At 40.4% G+C, this 16,977-nt stretch carries 18 protein-coding genes and 1 pseudogene; 14 read left to right on the forward strand and 5 right to left on the reverse strand.

Annotated elements, in window-relative coordinates; translation table 11 throughout:
* Positions 1-91 precede the first annotated feature (91 nt).
* Positions 92-661 (forward strand): Uma2 family endonuclease, encoded by a 570-nt coding sequence (locus tag RMY64_RS28855; protein WP_322701793.1) that lies wholly within the window; start codon positions 92-94, stop codon positions 659-661.
* Between the two features lie 44 nt (positions 662-705).
* Here RMY64_RS28855 and RMY64_RS28860 read toward each other — a convergent pair whose 3' ends face one another.
* The 4 genes and pseudogenes from RMY64_RS28860 to RMY64_RS28875 all read right to left on the reverse strand — a co-directional run.
* Positions 706-1,479: a hypothetical protein gene (locus tag RMY64_RS28860; protein ID WP_322674572.1), complete on the reverse strand. Its 774-nt coding sequence runs from the start codon at positions 1,477-1,479 to the stop codon at positions 706-708.
* On the reverse strand, positions 1,472-2,605 hold the full coding sequence (locus RMY64_RS28865) for an ATP-binding protein (RefSeq protein WP_322701794.1): 1,134 nt from the start codon (positions 2,603-2,605) through the stop codon (positions 1,472-1,474). The genes RMY64_RS28860 and RMY64_RS28865 overlap by 8 nt, the downstream gene beginning before the upstream one ends.
* 48 nt (positions 2,606-2,653) lie before the next feature.
* Complete coding sequence (locus tag RMY64_RS28870) at positions 2,654-2,929, reverse strand: DUF433 domain-containing protein (RefSeq protein WP_322674574.1); 276 nt, start codon at positions 2,927-2,929, stop codon at positions 2,654-2,656.
* A gap of 105 nt (positions 2,930-3,034) precedes the next feature.
* Positions 3,035-4,357, reverse strand: a pseudogene (locus RMY64_RS28875) (site-specific integrase); the annotation flags it as partial.
* Positions 4,358-5,048: 691 nt separating this feature from the next.
* Here RMY64_RS28875 and nifK point away from each other — a divergent pair.
* The 11 genes from nifK (at position 5,049) to RMY64_RS28930 (ending at position 13,665) form a co-directional block, all read left to right on the forward strand.
* On the forward strand, positions 5,049-6,584 hold the full coding sequence (gene nifK / locus RMY64_RS28880) for a nitrogenase molybdenum-iron protein subunit beta (RefSeq protein WP_322674575.1): 1,536 nt from the start codon (positions 5,049-5,051) through the stop codon (positions 6,582-6,584).
* A gap of 181 nt (positions 6,585-6,765) precedes the next feature.
* A complete protein-coding gene (locus RMY64_RS28885) occupies positions 6,766-7,113 on the forward strand; it encodes a Mo-dependent nitrogenase C-terminal domain-containing protein (protein WP_322674576.1) in 348 nt (115 codons plus the stop codon).
* A 132-nt stretch (positions 7,114-7,245) separates the two neighbouring features.
* Entirely contained in the window at positions 7,246-8,628 is a 1,383-nt protein-coding gene (gene nifE, locus RMY64_RS28890; RefSeq protein ID WP_322701795.1) for a nitrogenase iron-molybdenum cofactor biosynthesis protein NifE, read from the forward strand.
* On the forward strand, positions 8,629-9,966 hold the full coding sequence (gene nifN, locus RMY64_RS28895; protein WP_322701796.1) for a nitrogenase iron-molybdenum cofactor biosynthesis protein NifN: 1,338 nt from the start codon (positions 8,629-8,631) through the stop codon (positions 9,964-9,966).
* A gap of 305 nt (positions 9,967-10,271) precedes the next feature.
* Positions 10,272-10,685, forward strand: a complete 414-nt coding sequence (nifX, locus tag RMY64_RS28900; protein ID WP_069069804.1) for a nitrogen fixation protein NifX — start codon at positions 10,272-10,274, stop codon at positions 10,683-10,685.
* Positions 10,682-11,158 (forward strand): NifX-associated nitrogen fixation protein, encoded by a 477-nt coding sequence (locus tag RMY64_RS28905; protein ID WP_322674578.1) that lies wholly within the window; start codon positions 10,682-10,684, stop codon positions 11,156-11,158. The genes nifX and RMY64_RS28905 overlap by 4 nt, the downstream gene beginning before the upstream one ends.
* 135 nt (positions 11,159-11,293) lie before the next feature.
* Positions 11,294-11,509 (forward strand): CCE_0567 family metalloprotein, encoded by a 216-nt coding sequence (locus RMY64_RS28910; RefSeq protein WP_322667906.1) that lies wholly within the window; start codon positions 11,294-11,296, stop codon positions 11,507-11,509.
* Positions 11,506-11,823: a nitrogenase-stabilizing/protective protein NifW gene (gene nifW / locus RMY64_RS28915; RefSeq protein WP_322674579.1), complete on the forward strand. Its 318-nt coding sequence runs from the start codon at positions 11,506-11,508 to the stop codon at positions 11,821-11,823. Before RMY64_RS28910 ends, nifW begins: the two co-directional genes overlap by 4 nt.
* A 10-nt stretch (positions 11,824-11,833) precedes the next feature.
* A complete protein-coding gene (locus RMY64_RS28920) occupies positions 11,834-12,631 on the forward strand; it encodes a HesA/MoeB/ThiF family protein (protein ID WP_322683920.1) in 798 nt (265 codons plus the stop codon).
* A gap of 134 nt (positions 12,632-12,765) precedes the next feature.
* Complete coding sequence (locus RMY64_RS28925) at positions 12,766-13,137, forward strand: HesB/IscA family protein (RefSeq protein ID WP_229455309.1); 372 nt, start codon at positions 12,766-12,768, stop codon at positions 13,135-13,137.
* 228 nt (positions 13,138-13,365) lie between these two features.
* Positions 13,366-13,665: a 2Fe-2S iron-sulfur cluster-binding protein gene (locus tag RMY64_RS28930; protein WP_069069799.1), complete on the forward strand. Its 300-nt coding sequence runs from the start codon at positions 13,366-13,368 to the stop codon at positions 13,663-13,665.
* 570 nt (positions 13,666-14,235) lie between these two features.
* On the opposite strand, the gene RMY64_RS28935 is transcribed toward RMY64_RS28930, so the two are convergent.
* Positions 14,236-14,445, reverse strand: a complete 210-nt coding sequence (locus RMY64_RS28935) for a molybdopterin-binding protein (protein WP_322667910.1) — start codon at positions 14,443-14,445, stop codon at positions 14,236-14,238.
* 315 nt (positions 14,446-14,760) lie between these two features.
* On the opposite strand from RMY64_RS28935, the gene RMY64_RS28940 reads away from it, so the two are divergent.
* Both RMY64_RS28940 and lysS read left to right on the forward strand, forming a co-directional pair.
* Entirely contained in the window at positions 14,761-15,642 is an 882-nt protein-coding gene (locus tag RMY64_RS28940; protein WP_322674581.1) for an AAA family ATPase, read from the forward strand.
* 35 nt (positions 15,643-15,677) lie between these two features.
* Positions 15,678-16,817 (forward strand): homocitrate synthase, encoded by a 1,140-nt coding sequence (gene lysS, locus RMY64_RS28945; protein ID WP_322674582.1) that lies wholly within the window; start codon positions 15,678-15,680, stop codon positions 16,815-16,817.
* Positions 16,818-16,977 lie beyond the last annotated feature (160 nt).

Here is a 16,977-nt window from a genome sequence, read left to right on the forward strand (position 1 = left end):
ATATATAGACCGCAAGACTATATCACCTCACTAGTAAATCTGTGACAAAATAATATTGTTGTTTTATAGCTAATGCGATCGCTTACAACCTATGATTTCTACCATCTCGCGCCGCTACAGCTTGGATGAATATCGTGCGATCGAAGAAAAAGCCGAAGGACGCAGCGAATATCGAGATGGAGAAATTGTACCCATGCCTGGAGGAACCCTTAAACACAGCCGCATCGGTCGGAACATCTTGACCTATCTTACTTCTGTGATGCGCGATACTCAATTCGAGCCAATTAACAGCGATTTACGGCTGTGGATTCCCGAACATCGACGTGGAGTATATCCAGACGTAATGGTTTTTGACGGCGAACCGCAACTAAATGGCGATCGCTCAGATGAAGTCTTGAATCCCACACTGATTGTTGAAGTTCTATCTCCTTCCACCGCAGATTGCGATCGACTCAGTAAATTTCGGATGTATCGATCAATTCCGAGTTTTAGCGAATATTTATTAGTCGAGCAAGATGAACCTTTTGTGGAACGCTACAGTAAACAAGCTGAAGGTTGGTTGCTCAGTGATTTTAGCAGCTTAGAGGGATCTATTTCTTTAGATTCAGTTGCGATCACATTATCGATGACAGAAATTTATCGCGGTGTTGTTTTTGAATAAATCAGCTTTGTGACGATGTATGCTTTGGGAGGGGTGCGAATTTTTTACTTAGACAAAATAATTGGAATCAAGTGTTGCTCAATTTCTTGAATGTAGGCTGTCAAACCTGTATGAACACCTCTTTCACGTAGAAGGTTCAAATTTGTATCTTCCCAACACTGTTGTTCGCGTTCCATATCTTTGCCTGTTAGCCGCTCAACTACTACTTTTGGATTTCTAATTCTATCGGGTTCTTCATGTGAGGTAGAGCGTAATCTGTGTGATTCTATGCAAGGGTCGAAATTCAATCGAGCTTTGATTTGTTCTAGAATTCGTTCTTCTTGATTAGACGGAATAAACCCATTGAGAACCCATGCTTCACGCTTTGGGTTAGCTGCACCAATAACAATTTTTAGTTGGGGCTGTCGATTAATATGTTCTGAGCGTGCTTGCTCAAGCCCTTCTCTACGCTCTGGTTGATTGTCTAAATCACGGATAAAGATAACAGCTTTAATCTGTCGCGTTCTTTGAAGAAAACGTACCAAATTAAGAACCTTGATAGATGCTGCTCCATCGGCTTTTAACGATAGATTCTTACTATCATGGCCTAGAAATCTTGGAGGTTTATATCTTAGTTGGTCTTTTGCATCATCAATGATTTTTGTAACGTCGCTCCAGCAGGAATGTTCTGTTCCTACCTGTAAGCCACTCCAGTTAAATATATCTTTTATTAGTTCAGGTTCTAACCAATCGATTTGCTCCATCAAAATGCGCTCGGCTAATTTAGTAGCTGTTCTTGCATCTGCACCACTTTCCACTATTACAATGAACTCAATCACTGACTTCTCCTGCAACAACCCACTCTTCACCCTCAGCATCCCAAAACTCACCAGTTGTCAAAGTTTGTTTTGCCCATTCCACATCAGGATGTTCATCCAAACGTTTGGAGATTGTGAATCCAGAATTACTGTTATTTAATATATGTACTTGAGAAGGAACAAGCTCATCAATAATATAAGGAGAGTGAGTAGAAAAAATAATTTGCAAATTTGTATTGTATTGAATGATTTCCTTAAAAACAGTCATTAACTCACGTTGTGCCTTTGGATGAAGTCCCTGTTCCACATCATCTAAAAAAACTAAATTAGGTTGAGTAGGGTTCATCAACACAGTTAGCAAACCTAATGTTAGCATTGTCCCTTCGCTAATTGCATGGGCTGGAATCCGATTACCAGTATTCATATCTAATATCACTTCTTGCCCTGTCATTTCCTGACTTTCTTCATAGGAAATAGACTTACCATCAACTTCGATTAAACGTTTGCGAATAACTGGAACCTTTGCTCGCTTTATACCAATTTTGCGAACATTTGGTACAATCCGGCTCAACATTCCCTCTATTAATTCAAATTTGTCTGGAGCCTCATTACGCAAAAAATCTAAAGTGGGTGCTAATCCAGAACCGTCAAACTCAACTCTCGGCCTAATCTCTTCACTGTAAGCTGCTTTAGCAAGATTACTTGCAACTAGTTTCAGGTAAACAGCATATTTCAGAGATTGAGAAATTGGAGATGGAGATTCACTTAAAGAACTTGACCATCCTTCTAATTCTCCTGGATTTCCATTTATGTTCCATGATGCTATGGGATGCCAATAATCATTATTTTGCTGCTTCCAACTATAGGAAGCTTCCCAATTCTGCCGAGTGCTAAATCTCCAAAAACCACTTGCAGTAACAGAAATATCTTTTTTTCCAATTGTTGTAATGAATTCAGGTGATCTTTCATACTGAAAAATACTTTTAAATGGTGAAGCAGCAAGCCTACTGAGATTATGTAACGCTTGTAGTACGGTTGTTTTACCAGCGCTGTTTTTTCCCACGAGTGCATGTAATCTAGAACTATCAAAACTAAGTTCTGTATATTTATGACTTTTAAAATTATGAAGTATTACTTTTTCTAGCATTTTATTGCTAACATCCTTACACAAATAATTGAATTGATCTCATATTACTTAGCCCATTTCTGTAGCTAACCGCTTGTAGTCTGCTTTTTCAGCAGAGATGTACGCCTCAATTTCCTCTCGATTAACGTGATAATAAGTTAAAGCCGCATAAACTTGGACAAGATTTACATTTCCCATGCGTTCAGCAATTTCTTCTGCATTCAGCCCAAGTTTGTACAAAGCTGTGATGCGTTGAACAGAAACTCTAGTATCAGCAATGCGAGGGCGACCCCCTAGAGTTTCGGGTGACCTAACAATCAGTGTTCCAATGTCAGTAGCCGACATAAATATCTTAATGGGTTTATTTGGATGATTTTCACCTATAAATCATAGCAAATTCTCTAAATTTGGTATGATTTATCAGTAAATTTAACTTTGTTTATAAACCATTTACATTTTCAACTTTTCAACCTCCAATCTCAACTTATCATTCTCCATCTTCAACTTTGCATTCTCCTCCCTAATCAACTCAACTTCATTCCTCTTACTCAACGCCTGATTAATCGCCAACTTCCTCATATCTAGCGAAAACCAACGTTGATAAGTTTGCGTGTGAACTTGCACACTATGCCCCAAATTATCCGCCGCCGCTTTAATTGGGATTCCCAAAATATGCGCCCGGATTGCCCAAGCGTGACGTAAATCATAAGGTTTAAAATCTAATCCTATTTTGCGGAACCACCAACTAACTCGCTGTGTTAATGCCGTTATCTCAGCATGATTAGTGTTATCTTTTTTTGCGATCGCACTCCTCAACATCTCTAAATACTTCGGATTTCTTAAATCAAATTCCTCAATCCATCGTCTATGTAAAGGTAATGCTTCTCTTTCCCCAGTCTTAGAATCCTTATGAACTTTCCATGTCAAATCTGTATTTTCTTCACTCAACCACCAATCAATATCAGGATTAATAAAAAGTTCCCGTGGACGTAAACCAAAAACTGCTAACATTCCATACGTCCAGCGCCAAAGTTGCCAACTATTTTGAACGTTTTGATTAACTTGATTACCTCTGTTATTTTGATAAGCTTCAAACTTGATAATTCCCTCAGATATTTCCGCATCTGTAGGTATATTTCGGGAATTATTCTCAGGCATTCTGGAATATTTAGATAAATCAATTTCGATATTGAATGTCACACAAAATGCCGATATAGCTCTAGCTGCATTATACTTAGCCCATTCTTTATCGATTTGTTCAATTGAAGTTATCAAATTTTCTGCGATCGCTAAATCTTTAGGATTCGTAAATCTTTTAGTTCGGGAAAAGTAATAAAAAAAAGTATGTTGACTTTTAGTAGTTCGTTTATGAGTCTTAAAATACTCTTCTTCAAATTGTTCGAGTAATTCACCTATAGTTTTAAATTCTTTTTTAATTGCCTCATTACCTAAGTATTTATCATTCCACTCAAAAGTTTTACGAGCGATTAACTTCCCTAATTCATAAGCTTCTTCCTCAGCCGTCTTGAGTCCATCCAAGTTAGAGGGAATATTCAAGCTGAGATTATATTGCTTTCTCCCAGTACCGTTGCTATCTTTGTCTCCCGGCTTAATTGGTAACGTCGCCCGTAATTGCAGACTTCCATTCGATTCTCTAATTGTCACCTTTGCCTTTGCAGACTTCAAACGCAGATTAACTTTCTCTAATTCCAATAGTACTTTAGTTCTCATGTGTTCTTTTTGCTGCTGTGCTTGCAGAGATGAGCAAAAAAACGGGCGATTTTTTAATCACCTTGGTTCAGGACAACATTTAAATGATGCGTGATATCATGTCTGCATAATTAGTTACTATTCCCGCAGTCATTGCACCCCACCCCCAACCCCTCCCCGCCTGCGGGGAGGGGAGACAAAGCACAGCTTTGGCGGGGTGGGGTTCTTCGGGTTTAATAAGCAAGCGGACATGATATAAGTTCTGAACCTAATAATTATGCTGTCTTTTTAGCCTATATTTAGCCTAAAAATAAATGTGTTATCAACGAACAATGTTTAGAACAGACACTGTTTATTGCAAACATTAGGCTGTTGAAAAAAATTAAACCAAAAAAAGGATTACTCCGGCCCTTATCACGGTTATGACGGCTTCGCCATCTTCGCACGTGACATGGACTTGGCACTCAACAGCCCAACCTGGTCATTAATTGGCGCTCCTTGGAATGAAAAAGCTCAGGCTAAAAAGGCTGAAGCTAAAGCTAAGGCTGCCGTTTAGGGAAATGGGAGAGTGAGATAAGTAAGGATAACCTGGGGCTAAAACCCCAGGGGGGAGTTGGGAATCCAAAATTCAAAATTGAAAGATTAAAAATTCGTTTTGATTTTTGCATTTTGAATTTTGAATCATATTCCCACTCCCGCCTCAAATTCTCATTCCTCGATCAGTAAAGAATTCAGTAACCTTGGAGATCCAGAAATGCCTCAGAATCCAGAAAAAATTCAAGATCACGTCGAGTTATTCCACCAGCCTGAGTACCAACAGCTATTTGAAAACAAAAAGCAGTTTGAAAACGGTCACGAAGCCGAAGAAGTAACACGGGTTGCAGAGTGGACAAAGGGTTGGGATTATCGTGAAAAGAACTTCGCTCGTGAAGCTTTAACCGTTAACCCTGCTAAAGGTTGTCAACCATTGGGAGCAATTTTTGCTGCTGTTGGTTTTGAAGGTACTCTACCTTTCGTTCAAGGTTCTCAAGGTTGCGTTGCTTACTTCCGCACCCACTTAACCCGTCACTACAAAGAGCCATTCTCTGGTGTATCTTCTTCAATGACTGAAGATGCAGCCGTGTTTGGTGGTCTGCAAAACATGATTGACGGCTTGGCGAACTCTTACCAACTGTACAAGCCTAAGATGATCGCTGTCTGCACCACCTGTATGGCAGAAGTAATTGGTGATGACTTGCAGTCTTTCATCAACAACGCTAAGGAAGCTGGTTCAGTTCCTCAAGATTTCCCAGTACCTTACGCTCACACTCCTAGCTTTGTCGGTTCCCACATCACTGGTTACGACAACATGATGAAGGGAATTCTTTCTAACTTGACCGCAGGTCATAAGAAAGAAACCAGCAATGGTAAAATCAACTTCATCCCAGGTTTTGACACCTACGTAGGCAACAACCGCGAAATCAAGCGGATTGCTTCCTTGTTTGGCTTTGACTACACCATTCTAGCTGACAACAGCGACTACCTGGATTCACCCAACACAGGTGAATTCGATATGTACCCAGGTGGTACAAAGCTAGAAGATGCAGAAGATTCAATCAATGCGAAAGCTACAATTGCTCTGCAATCACACTCTACTCTCAAAACCCGCGAGTACATCGAAAAAGAGTGGAAGCAACCAACCTCAGTTTCCCGTCCTTGGGGCATTAAGGGTACTGATGAGTTCTTGATGAAACTCAGCGAATTGAGTGGTATCCCAATTCCTCAAGAATTGGAAATCGAACGCGGTCGTGCAGTTGATGCCATGACTGACTCCCACTCATGGATTCACGGCAAGCGCTTCGCTATCTACGGCGAACCAGATTTAGTATACAGCGTAGTTGGCTTTATGCTAGAAATGGGTGCTGAACCTGTGCATATCTTGGTTCACAACAGCAACGAAATATTTGAAGCAGAAATGAGAGAACTGCTTGCTTCTAGCCCCTTCGGTAAGAATGCAACCCTCTGGCCTGGTAAGGACTTGTGGCACATGCGTTCATTGTTGTTCACCGAACCAGTAGACTTCCTGGTTGGTAACACCTACGGTAAGTACCTGTGGCGCGACACCAAGATTCCCCTCGTGAGAATCGGCTACCCCATCATGGATCGCCACCACTTACACCGCTACGCCACCATTGGTTATCAAGGTATAATCAACCTCCTCAACTGGACTGTAAACACCCTGTTTGAAGAAATCGATCGCAACACCAACATTCCTTCTAAGACAGATATTTCCTACGACTTGATTCGTTAGAAATTGCGTAGAAACACAACGTGTTAATTAAAGGGTGAAGAAGGGGATTAGGGACTAGGGACTAGGGACTGGGGACTGGGGACTGGGAAAACGCCCAATGCCCAATACCCAATCCCCAATCACCAATCCCCAATCCCCAACTTCCCTTTTTCTTGATAGCATTTACCCAAGGAATTTATAGATGGAAACCATCAATCACACTCACGAACATACTCATACTCATCCTCATCCTAATTACCATCCACCTAACCAGAAAAAACCAGGATGGTTCCATAATCTTCTTAATCCGTTGCGTGGTGTAGTGGATGGAATTCAGGTTAAAAATAATCGCATCGCTCATCTAATTTGCCAAACAATTCCTTGTTGTTGTCCCTTTGAGCGACAAATTAAATTATTTGGGAAGTGTATTGATATTCCACCACTATGTAAACTCAATCCTTTATATGACGAATTTGTAGGATTGCGTTTCCGCGCTCTATCTTACCTGACCGATGTCTGTGGAGAGGATGTCACAAGATACATTTGTTAGTCATTGGTCATTGATCATTAGTCATTAGTCATTGGTCATTAGTCATTGCTAGAGACGCGATTAATCGCGTCTGTACAATAGTCAATTCAAATGACAAATGACAAAGGACAATTAACAATTAAGAGAAGAGAGATGAAAAGCACCCAAGGCAAAATCAACGAGCTGCTGACTGAGACAGGATGCGAGCATAATCAGCACAAACAAGCAGAAAAGAAAAATAAGTCATGCGCTCAACAGGCACAACCTGGCGCGGCTCAAGGGGGCTGTGCCTTTGATGGTGCAATGATTGCTCTAGTGCCGATCGCAGATGCTGCTCATTTAGTCCACGGGCCGATCGCCTGTGCTGGTAATTCCTGGGGCAGTCGTGGTAGTCTGTCGTCTGGCCCTCAACTCTACAAAATGGGCTTTACCACTGACTTGGGTGAAAATGATGTCATCTTCGGCGGCGAAAAGAAGCTTTACAAAGCGATTCTGGAACTTCACGAGCGCTACCAACCAGCAGCAGTATTTGTCTATGCGACTTGTGTTACAGCATTAATTGGCGATGATATGGATGCTGTCTGCAAAGCTGCGGCTGAGAAAATTGGTATTCCTGTTGTTCCTGTGATTGCCCCAGGATTCATTGGCAGTAAAAATCTGGGCAACCGTTTTGGCGGTGAAGCTTTATTAGAATATGTTGTCGGAACAGCAGAACCGGAACATACAACGCCCTATGATATTAACTTAATCGGTGAATACAACATCGCCGGTGAAATGTGGGGAGTAACACCACTGCTGGAAAAATTAGGCATCCGTATTTTGTCTAAAATTACGGGCGATGCTCGCTACGATGAAATTCGCTACGCCCACCGCGCCAAGCTCAACGTCATGATCTGCTCGCGAGCGCTGCTCAATATGGCGAGAAAGATGGAGGAGCGTTACAACATCCCCTACATTGAAGAGTCTTTCTATGGCATCGATGATATGAATCGCTGTCTGCGAAATATCGCTGCTAAATTAGGCGACGCTGATTTACAGGAGCGGACAGAAAAGCTAATTGCAGATGAAACGGCTGCTTTAGATTTGGCATTGGCTCCCTATCGCGCTCGACTCAAAGGTAAGCGGGTTGTTTTGTATACAGGTGGTGTCAAGAGTTGGTCGATTATCTCGGCTGCTAGAGACTTAGGCATTGAAGTTGTTGCTACTAGTACTCGGAAAAGTACTGAAGAAGATAAAGCCAAAATCAAGAAGTTGATTGGCAACGATGGCATCATGCTAGAGAAAGGCAACGCTCAAGAATTGCTACAACTGGTTAAAGACACTCGCGCAGATATGCTGATTGCAGGTGGACGTAACCAATACACAGCTTTGAAAGCTCGAATTCCTTTCCTTGATATCAACCAAGAACGCCACCATCCTTATGCAGGTTATGTAGGAATGATTGAGATGGCGCGGGAACTGTACGAAGCTCTGTATAGCCCGATTTGGGAACAAATACGCAAACCCGCTCCTTGGGAAGAAGAGGAGGAAGTTTAAATGGCGATCGTTACCGCTTCTAACAAAGCACTGACAGTTAATCCCCTCAAGCAAAGTCAAGCTTTGGGCGCAACCTTAGCCTTTTTGGGATTGAAAGGGACAATGCCCTTATTCCACGGTTCTCAAGGTTGTACTGCTTTCGCCAAAGTTGTCCTAGTGCGGCATTTCCGGGAAGCGATTCCCCTAGCTACCACAGCGATGACGGAAGTCACTACTATCTTGGGTGGTGAAGAGAATGTGGAGCAAGCAATTCTCACTCTGGTGGAAAAGGCTAACCCGGAAATTATTGGTTTATGTACCACTGGGTTAACGGAAACTAGAGGCGATGACATTGAAGGTTTTCTTAAGGAAATCCGCGATCGCCATCCCGAATTGAATGATTTAGCGATCGTTTTTGCACCTACCCCAGATTTTAAAGGTGCGTTGCAAGATGGCTTTGCTGTTGCTGTCGAAAGCATAGTTAAGGAAATTCCCCGCACAGGTGGACTCAGAACTGAACAAGTCACGGTTTTGGCGGGTTCTGCTTTCACACCTGGGGATGTACAGGAAATCAAAGAGATAGTCACCTCCTTTGGACTAGTGCCGATTTTTGTACCTGACCTTGGCGCTTCTCTAGATGGTCATTTAGAGGATAATTATAGTGCGGTTACAGTCAGTGGCACTACCTTAAAACAGCTACGAGAAGTAGGTAGTTCTGCCTTTACCCTGGCATTAGGTGAAAGTATGCGGGGGGCTGCCAAGATTCTGGAAGAACGCTTTGGTACACCTTATGAGGTGTTTGGCGAACTGACGGGATTAGAACCAGTAGATGAATTTATCCAAGCATTGGCGATTCTGAGCGGTAATAGCGTACCCGAAAAATACCGCCGCCAACGTCGTCAGTTGCAAGATGCGATGTTGGACACTCACTTTTACTTCGGTGCAAAACGAGTTTCCTTAGCACTAGAACCAGACTTGTTGTGGTCAACTGTGCATTTTCTGCAATCGATGGGAGCGCAAATTCATGCTGTGGTGACAACCACGCGATCGCACCTCTTAGAAAAACTCCCGGTTAAAAGTATCACCATCGGCGACTTAGAAGACTTCGAGAGTTTAGCAGGCGGTTCTGATTTGCTGATTGGTAACTCGAATGTGGGTGCGATCGCAAAACGCCTCTCGATTCCTCTTTATCGTCTAGGACTGCCCATTTATGACCGTTTAGGTAATGGTCAATTTACCAAAGTTGGCTATCGAGGCACGATGGAGCTTTTATTTGGCATCGGCAACCTGTTTTTAGAGGCAGAAGAAGCGAGAGTTAAACAGTTCCAAGAGTTCGGAACTGTGAGCGCAGAGTTTTGAATTCACACTTGAAATTCAAAACAGTTCAGTTAAGAGTTGATCCTCCCTAACCCTCGTTAAAGCATGTATACACAAGTCGAATTACCCCCCTTAATTCCCCCTTATAAAGGGGGGAAACAATAAATCAAATCTAGTTCCCTCCCCTTTATAAGAGGAGGGTTAGGGTGGGGTAAAACCTTGGTTAATCAATAATCAGCTATTTCAAACTTGTGTATACACCATAGCTTTTTAAGGGGGATCTTCCAAAGCTAAATATTACTAACTGAACCGTATTGCTTCAAAATTCAAAACTGAGGAGAATTACAATGAAAATAGCCTTCACGACGAGTGACCGAGTTCATATTAATGCTCACTTCGGATGGGCAAAAATGATTGATGTTTACGAAATTACCGATGAGGGATATCACTTCGTAGAAACCCTCACCTTTGAAGGCGAACTCAAAGAAGATGGTAATGAAGACAAAATTACCCCAAAACTTGAGTCAATAGGCGACTGTACGATTATTTACGTAACAGCAATTGGTGGTAGCGCCGCCGCTCGGTTAATCAAGAAAGGTGTCACCCCAGTGAAGGCGCGATCGGAAGAAGAAGAAATTAGCGAAGTGCTAAATAAGCTAGTGAAAACCCTCAAAGGTAATCCTCCACCTTGGTTGCGTAAAGCTTTACAGCCAAAAACCACAAACTTTGCTGATGAAATTGAAGACGAAGCAACAGTATGACCACAAATAATAGTGTTAACGGAACTGCTACAACAGAAGTCTTGAACTCACCTTTCCTGAAGGTATTAATTAAACAAATCCGTGGTCAAGACAGTTATGGAGTTTATCGTACTTGGTCGGATGAGTTGATTCTCAAACCCTTTATTGTTACCAAACAAAAGAAACGGGAAATCTCCGTTGAGGGCGAAGTCGATCCGATCACGCAAGCACGAATTATGGCATTTTTTCGGGCTGTAGCGGCTGGAATTGAACAAGAAACAGGTTTGATATCTCAGGTTGTAGTTGATTTGAGCCATGAAGGATTTGGCTGGGCGCTAGTTTTTTCTGGTCGTCTCTTGTTAGCTGTGAAAACCTTGCGAGATGCTCATCGCTTTGGCTTTGACTCAGTAGAGAAATTAGCAGAAGAGGGAGAAAACTACGTCAAAAAAGGTCTTGATTTGGCGAAACGTTTTCCTGAAGTTGGCAAAATTTAAAGAGTTAGGAGTGAGGAGTTAGGAGTGAGGAGTTGAATTAACTATTAACTGATAATTCAGGATTTACAGTTACTAATTTATAACTCATAACTCATAACTTATAACTCCTAATTTTTAGAAAAGGAGTGGCTGATTGTGCAAGCAGAAGAAACGAGCATTGAGGAACTACAAGGACAAATCAGACGGCTCAACAGTAAAGCAGGTCAAATGAAAATGGATCTGCATGATTTAGCTGAAGGTCTGCCAACAGATTACAACCAACTTATGGATGTTGCTGCCGCAACTTATGAAATCTATCGTCAGTTAGATGAACTTAAGCAACATCTGAAACAATTGGAGAATGCGAAATGACTGGAACTATTGATGAATTCAAGAAACTCGTAGATGCAGAAGAATTTTTTCAATTCTTTAATATGTCCTACGACTTAGAAGTTGTGAATGTAAATCGTCTACATATTCTGAAAAAGTTTTCTCAATATATACAGGAAATTGATGATAATTCTCCTGACTTGAATCAAGAAGAGAGACTAAATCAATATTCTTTGGCTTTGCAAAAAGCTTATCAGGTATTTGTCGAATCAACACCTCACGAACAAAAGCTGTTCAAAGTGTTTAACGATAAGCCGAAAAATGTAGTCACACTGACAGAAATCACTTCTGATTAGGAGGTATAAATTGGTTAACCTAACGCCTACCGAATTAGAACGCTATCGTCGCCAAATGATGCTTCCGAATTTTGGCGAAACAGCACAGAAGCGCCTGAAGTCAGCGACGGTTTTGGTTACAGGTGTGGGGGGATTAGGCGGTACGGCGGCGCTTTACTTAGCAGTAGCGGGCGTTGGGCGGCTAATCCTAGTCCGGGGTGGTGACTTGCGGCAAGATGATATGAATCGTCAGGTTCTTATGACTGATGATTGGGTAGGTAAGCCAAGGGTATTCAAAGCTAAAGAAACTCTGGATGCGATCAATCCTGATGTCCAAGTGGAAGCTGTTCATGATTACATCACCCCGGAAAATGTAGATTCGTTAGTGCAATCTGCTGATATGGCTCTTGATTGCGCCCACAACTTTACAGAGCGCAATTTGTTAAATGAAGCCTGCGTGCGATCGCGTAAACCAATGGTGGAAGCCGCAATGAATGGGATGGAGGCTTACCTGACGACGATTATTCCTGGTGTGACTCCTTGTTTATCTTGTCTGTTTCCAGAAAAGCCTGATTGGGATCAGCGTGGCTTTTCAGTTCTAGGTGCTGTTTCTGGAACCCTAGCTTGTTTAACGGCGTTGGAAGCTATCAAGCTGATCACCGGGTTTAGTCAGCCTCTATTGTCGCAATTACTGACAATCGACTTAAATCGGATGGAATTTGCTAAACGCCGTTCTCACCGCGATCGCTCTTGTCCAGTATGCGGCAATAGTGCGCCTTGGAGACACGCGCAATCCAATTCGATGGAACCCACAGTCAATAGTCATTAGTCATTAGTCATTGGTCATTAGTCATTGGTGAATAACAAAGGACAACTGACAAATGACAAAGGACAAAGGACAACTGACAAATGACAACCCCACCTGAAATCAGAACAACTAATCGCTACAAATCAGGAGAACTGATGGCCGTTATTTTATCAGAAAAAGCAGAATTTCATCTGCGGGCATTCCTTAAAGGTTCCGCACCCGACGCTGATGGCGCAACTAAAGGTGTCCGCATCTCGGTAAAAGATGGTGGTTGCAGTGGCTATGAATATGCGATCGATATCACCAGCAAGCCTCAACCAGATGATTTAGTAAGTCAGCAAGGCAAAGTACTGGTTTACGTTGATGCCAAAAGTGCGCCCTTATTAGACGGAGTTATCGTTGACTTTGTTGAGGGAGTGATGGAAAGCGGTTTTAAATTCATCAACCCTAATGCAACTGATACCTGCGGTTGTGGAAAGTCTTTTAAAACAGGCGACTGTACGCCTACTGGTGTACCTTGCAGCTAACATCATTTCGTTAGTGCTAAGTCAATTGTAGAGATTTCCCATAAACGCACTCCGCAGAGTTTCAATGCCCTTGAGATAGCTTCTAGTTCGCATTGCATCCCTTATCTCTATAAAAAAGCTAACTAAACTTAGCATCTCTGTCAGAAGAAGGGAAGCAAAAAGTAGGATAGGTTGCTCAAAAAATTCGGAAATTAGACCAACTGTATAACGTTTGAGGAGAATCTAAAAATGGCTTCCTACCAAGTTAGATTAATCAACAAAAAAGAAGACATCGACACCACAATTGAAGTTGACGAAGAAACTACCATCTTAGAAGCAGCAGAAGAAAATGGTATTGAGTTGCCCTTTTCATGTCATGCAGGCTCTTGCTCTAGCTGTGTTGGTAAAGTTGTCGAAGGTGAAGTTAATCAAGACGATCAAAACTTTTTAGATGACGATCAGGTTTCTAAAGGATACGCTCTACTTTGTGTAACTTATCCTCGTTCTAATTGCACAATTAAAACACATCAAGAAGCATATCTGGTCTAAATTATTACTTTGGTTGCTGCCTTTTGCAACCAAATAACAAATGAAGGATGAAGGATGAAAATATACTTCCTTCCTCCTTTCAAAATTCCTAATTTATAATTAAATATCTACCCGCTTTAGTGTTATTGGCTATTTATTAGAATTATTTATAATGCAAGAGCTAGAAATCGTAACTTTTTATAAAAATCAAAATGGAATAATCTTTAAAAAATTTGTATTAATGGGAATAGTAATAAGAACTCATATCAGGTTGTGACAAAATTTTTCTCTTTTATCCTCAATATTGATAACATAGATTTTGTCCTAAATTTAGAAAGTGTCCAAGCGATTTATGTTCGCATTATTGATAATTCCATTAATTAACCTTTATGTATAGTCTTATTTAATCATTTCTGAAACATCAAATACCTGGCTTTTTAAATAAGTTGAGTATCTGTGATTTTCAATTTTAAAAATCTAATATGATTGCTGCAATTACGCTTGAATACGCTATTGCACTATAATTGTATAAATAAATGCAATTTTATATGAAAATATAGAGTGGCTCACAAAGGAAGCCAACTCTATTTTTTAATCAACAGCAACGATCACATCTGATGATTTAATCACAGCATAGGCTTGCTTACCTTCTGCAAGTGATAGCTTTTCCGCTGATGATTTTGTGATGATTGATACTAGCTCTACTCCTGGCGCTAGTTCTAAAGTTATCTCAGTATTAACTGAACCATGTACAACTTTTTTGACAGTACCCTTCAGAGAATTACGAGCGCTAATTTCCATGTTTTTAATTCACTAATTTTGACTATTTATACTTTAGTAAGTTAGCAAGTTTTTATTTTAAAAATAGCTTTTTTTAAAATATCTTAATAATTTTGAAATCACCTCATTTACTTAACGGTAGTATCTCTGCTTGACGAGCATTACACGAATAGGTGGGGCGGTCATTTGCTCCAAAAAGTAAGATAAAAAATTTAAAAAAAGTAATTATTGATAATAATATACATCAAATTTAAAACAGCTAATTTTATGTATAAGTACTGAGGTTATATGATAACTGTATCTTTATAATAACTAAGCTAAAAAGAGGTTCATATTGTGCAGGATCGAGTTAATACAACAAGGCAAAATCTATTTTTTGAACACTTAAGTCTAGGTGTAGGTGTAGGATTTCCTGTTCCTAAAGACTGGTTGCCAATAACGAGTTTTCCTTTACTAATCATAGTAGGTATGACTGGCGTAGGAAAAAGCACGATTGCAAAAGCTTTGGCTAAAGAAGGCTTGGATTTTACACTTTTACCTAATCGTCGTGTTTTAACCGAACGCGTAATAATTGCGCCAATGTTAAAAATGCAAGAGAAACTCATACAACCCCATTGCCGGATTAAACGCCTAACTTATACTCGTCTTTATAGAGAATACTTTCCTGGTGGAATGGGTCACATCTTAGCTTCGCTACATATTAATCCACAACAAGTAAACTCTATGTTAGTTTTCGATAGTTTACGTGGTGAAAATGAGATTCGCTATGCAGCGAAAGCTTTAAAAAATGCTAAATTTGTAATGTTGACTGCACCAAATACTGTACGTTTAGAAAGGCTTATAAAACGTCATGATTCTTTCGATCGAATTGCTAATCAAGAGTTAGACGAGCGGATGCAAATTATTCCAGAAGTCTTGAGTAATTTTGCTAGTTTGGGCGTACCAGAAGCTTCTGCTTATTTTACTCCTAAAGAAGAACAACAAATCTTAGAACTTATCAGTAAACAAGTTATCACAAGTCTAGAATTGCGGGAAAAACTAAAAATATTTGTCGAAGAAAGTCAGAACTATGATTCGGTTTTGACGAAACAGATTTTAGAGGCGATGGATACGAGCGATCGCTCTCTTATAATTGATACTATAGTCAGTCCTCAAGAATCAGCCAAAGCAATTATTTCTCAATTATACAAATCTGCTAATATAAAAACTAATAAGTGAATATCCTTAGTCAGAATTAGTATAGGGATTGCTCAATGTCGCTATCTGAATTTGCAATTGTAGAAAGTACTCTCCGTGAAGGCGAACAATTTGTCAAAGCCAATTTTTCTTCAGATGATAAAGTCGAGATTGCTGAAGCCCTTGCTGAGTTTGGAGTGGAATATATAGAGTTAACGTCACCAATTGCTTCACCTCAGTCTAGACGAGACTGTGAACGATTGGCTCAGTTAGGCTTGCCATCCAAAATATTAACTCACATTCGCTGTCACTTAGAAGATGCTAAAGTTGCTTTAGCAACAGGCGTAGCCGGGATTAATTTAACTATTGGTAGTTCTTCTTTGATGCGTCAGTTCAGTCATGGTAAAAATATTAATCAAATTATTGATTTAGCATCTGAAGTTTTAACTTTTATCCATCAACAATCTCCCGATGTTGAGTTACGGTTTTCAGCTGAGGATTCGTCACGCACTTCCATAGAAGATTTAATCACAATTTACTCGGAGATTGAAAAATTAGGAGTTGTCAAACGCATAGGAATTGCCGATACAGTAGGAATTATTACGCCAATGCAAGTATTTGAATTAGTGAAGACTTTGCGCCAGTTCACTAATTTAGATATTGAGTTTCACGGCCATAATGATACAGAATGTGCAAATGCTAACAGTTATACAGCATTGGAAGCAGGAGCAACTCATATTGACACTTGTGTTCTGGGTATTGGTGAACGCAATGGTATTACCTCACTAGCTGGATTCATCGCTAGGTTATATGCCACAAATCCAGAACAGATTAAATCAAAATATCGCTTAGATCGACTTGGTTACTTGCATGAATTAGTTGCGAGAAAAGTTGGAATTTCTATTCCTTTTAACCATTGTGTTTTTGGTGAGAGTGCTTTTAGTCATAAAGCTGGCATTCATACTAAAGCTATGCTTAATAACTCTGAGACTTATGAAGCTATTAATCCCAGGAGTTTTGGTGTAACGCGCTCAATCTTAATTAATCATAAATTGGCTGGAAAACAGGCGGTTAATTACCGAGCGAATGAATTAGGACTTTCCTTTAATTTATCCCAGCTTAAAGATATTACCAATATGCTAAAAACTTTAGCTGACAAACAAAATCTTACCATCGAAGATGTAGACAATATTTTATATTCTTATCATTGCCAGTAAATTTAAAAATATACGCACTTACTATTCAAGTGCAGATCCCCGACTTCTTCAAGAAGTCGGGGATCTAAATCCACTTATATCTGCTATTAATCTATTTTATAAAAGAGGCGTTGCATAATAGAGGGATGAATTGAGGTCATCTACTGTGCAATGTCCATAC

This window comes from Nostoc sp. DedQUE08 (genome assembly GCF_034530895.1).
Lineage (GTDB): Bacteria > Cyanobacteriota > Cyanobacteriia > Cyanobacteriales > Nostocaceae > Nostoc.

Bases quoted from the DNA above. Each gene is read 5' to 3' on its own strand.
- RMY64_RS28855 (WP_322701793.1), top strand. From the start codon at position 92: ATGATTTCTACCATCTCGCGCCGCTACAGCTTGGATGAATATCGTGCG.
- lysS (WP_322674582.1), top strand. From the start codon at position 15,678: ATGTCGCTATCTGAATTTGCAATTGTAGAAAGTACTCTCCGTGAAGGC.
- nifN (WP_322701796.1), top strand. From the start codon at position 8,629: ATGGCGATCGTTACCGCTTCTAACAAAGCACTGACAGTTAATCCCCTC.
- nifE (WP_322701795.1), top strand. From the start codon at position 7,246: ATGAAAAGCACCCAAGGCAAAATCAACGAGCTGCTGACTGAGACAGGA.
- RMY64_RS28905 (WP_322674578.1), top strand. From the start codon at position 10,682: ATGACCACAAATAATAGTGTTAACGGAACTGCTACAACAGAAGTCTTG.
- nifW (WP_322674579.1), top strand. From the start codon at position 11,506: ATGACTGGAACTATTGATGAATTCAAGAAACTCGTAGATGCAGAAGAA.
- RMY64_RS28865 (WP_322701794.1), bottom strand. From the start codon at position 2,605: ATGCTAGAAAAAGTAATACTTCATAATTTTAAAAGTCATAAATATACA.
- RMY64_RS28935 (WP_322667910.1), bottom strand. From the start codon at position 14,445: ATGGAAATTAGCGCTCGTAATTCTCTGAAGGGTACTGTCAAAAAAGTT.
- RMY64_RS28930 (WP_069069799.1), top strand. From the start codon at position 13,366: ATGGCTTCCTACCAAGTTAGATTAATCAACAAAAAAGAAGACATCGAC.
- RMY64_RS28925 (WP_229455309.1), top strand. From the start codon at position 12,766: ATGGCCGTTATTTTATCAGAAAAAGCAGAATTTCATCTGCGGGCATTC.
- RMY64_RS28870 (WP_322674574.1), bottom strand. From the start codon at position 2,929: ATGTCGGCTACTGACATTGGAACACTGATTGTTAGGTCACCCGAAACT.
- nifX (WP_069069804.1), top strand. From the start codon at position 10,272: ATGAAAATAGCCTTCACGACGAGTGACCGAGTTCATATTAATGCTCAC.
- nifK (WP_322674575.1), top strand. From the start codon at position 5,049: ATGCCTCAGAATCCAGAAAAAATTCAAGATCACGTCGAGTTATTCCAC.
- RMY64_RS28885 (WP_322674576.1), top strand. From the start codon at position 6,766: ATGGAAACCATCAATCACACTCACGAACATACTCATACTCATCCTCAT.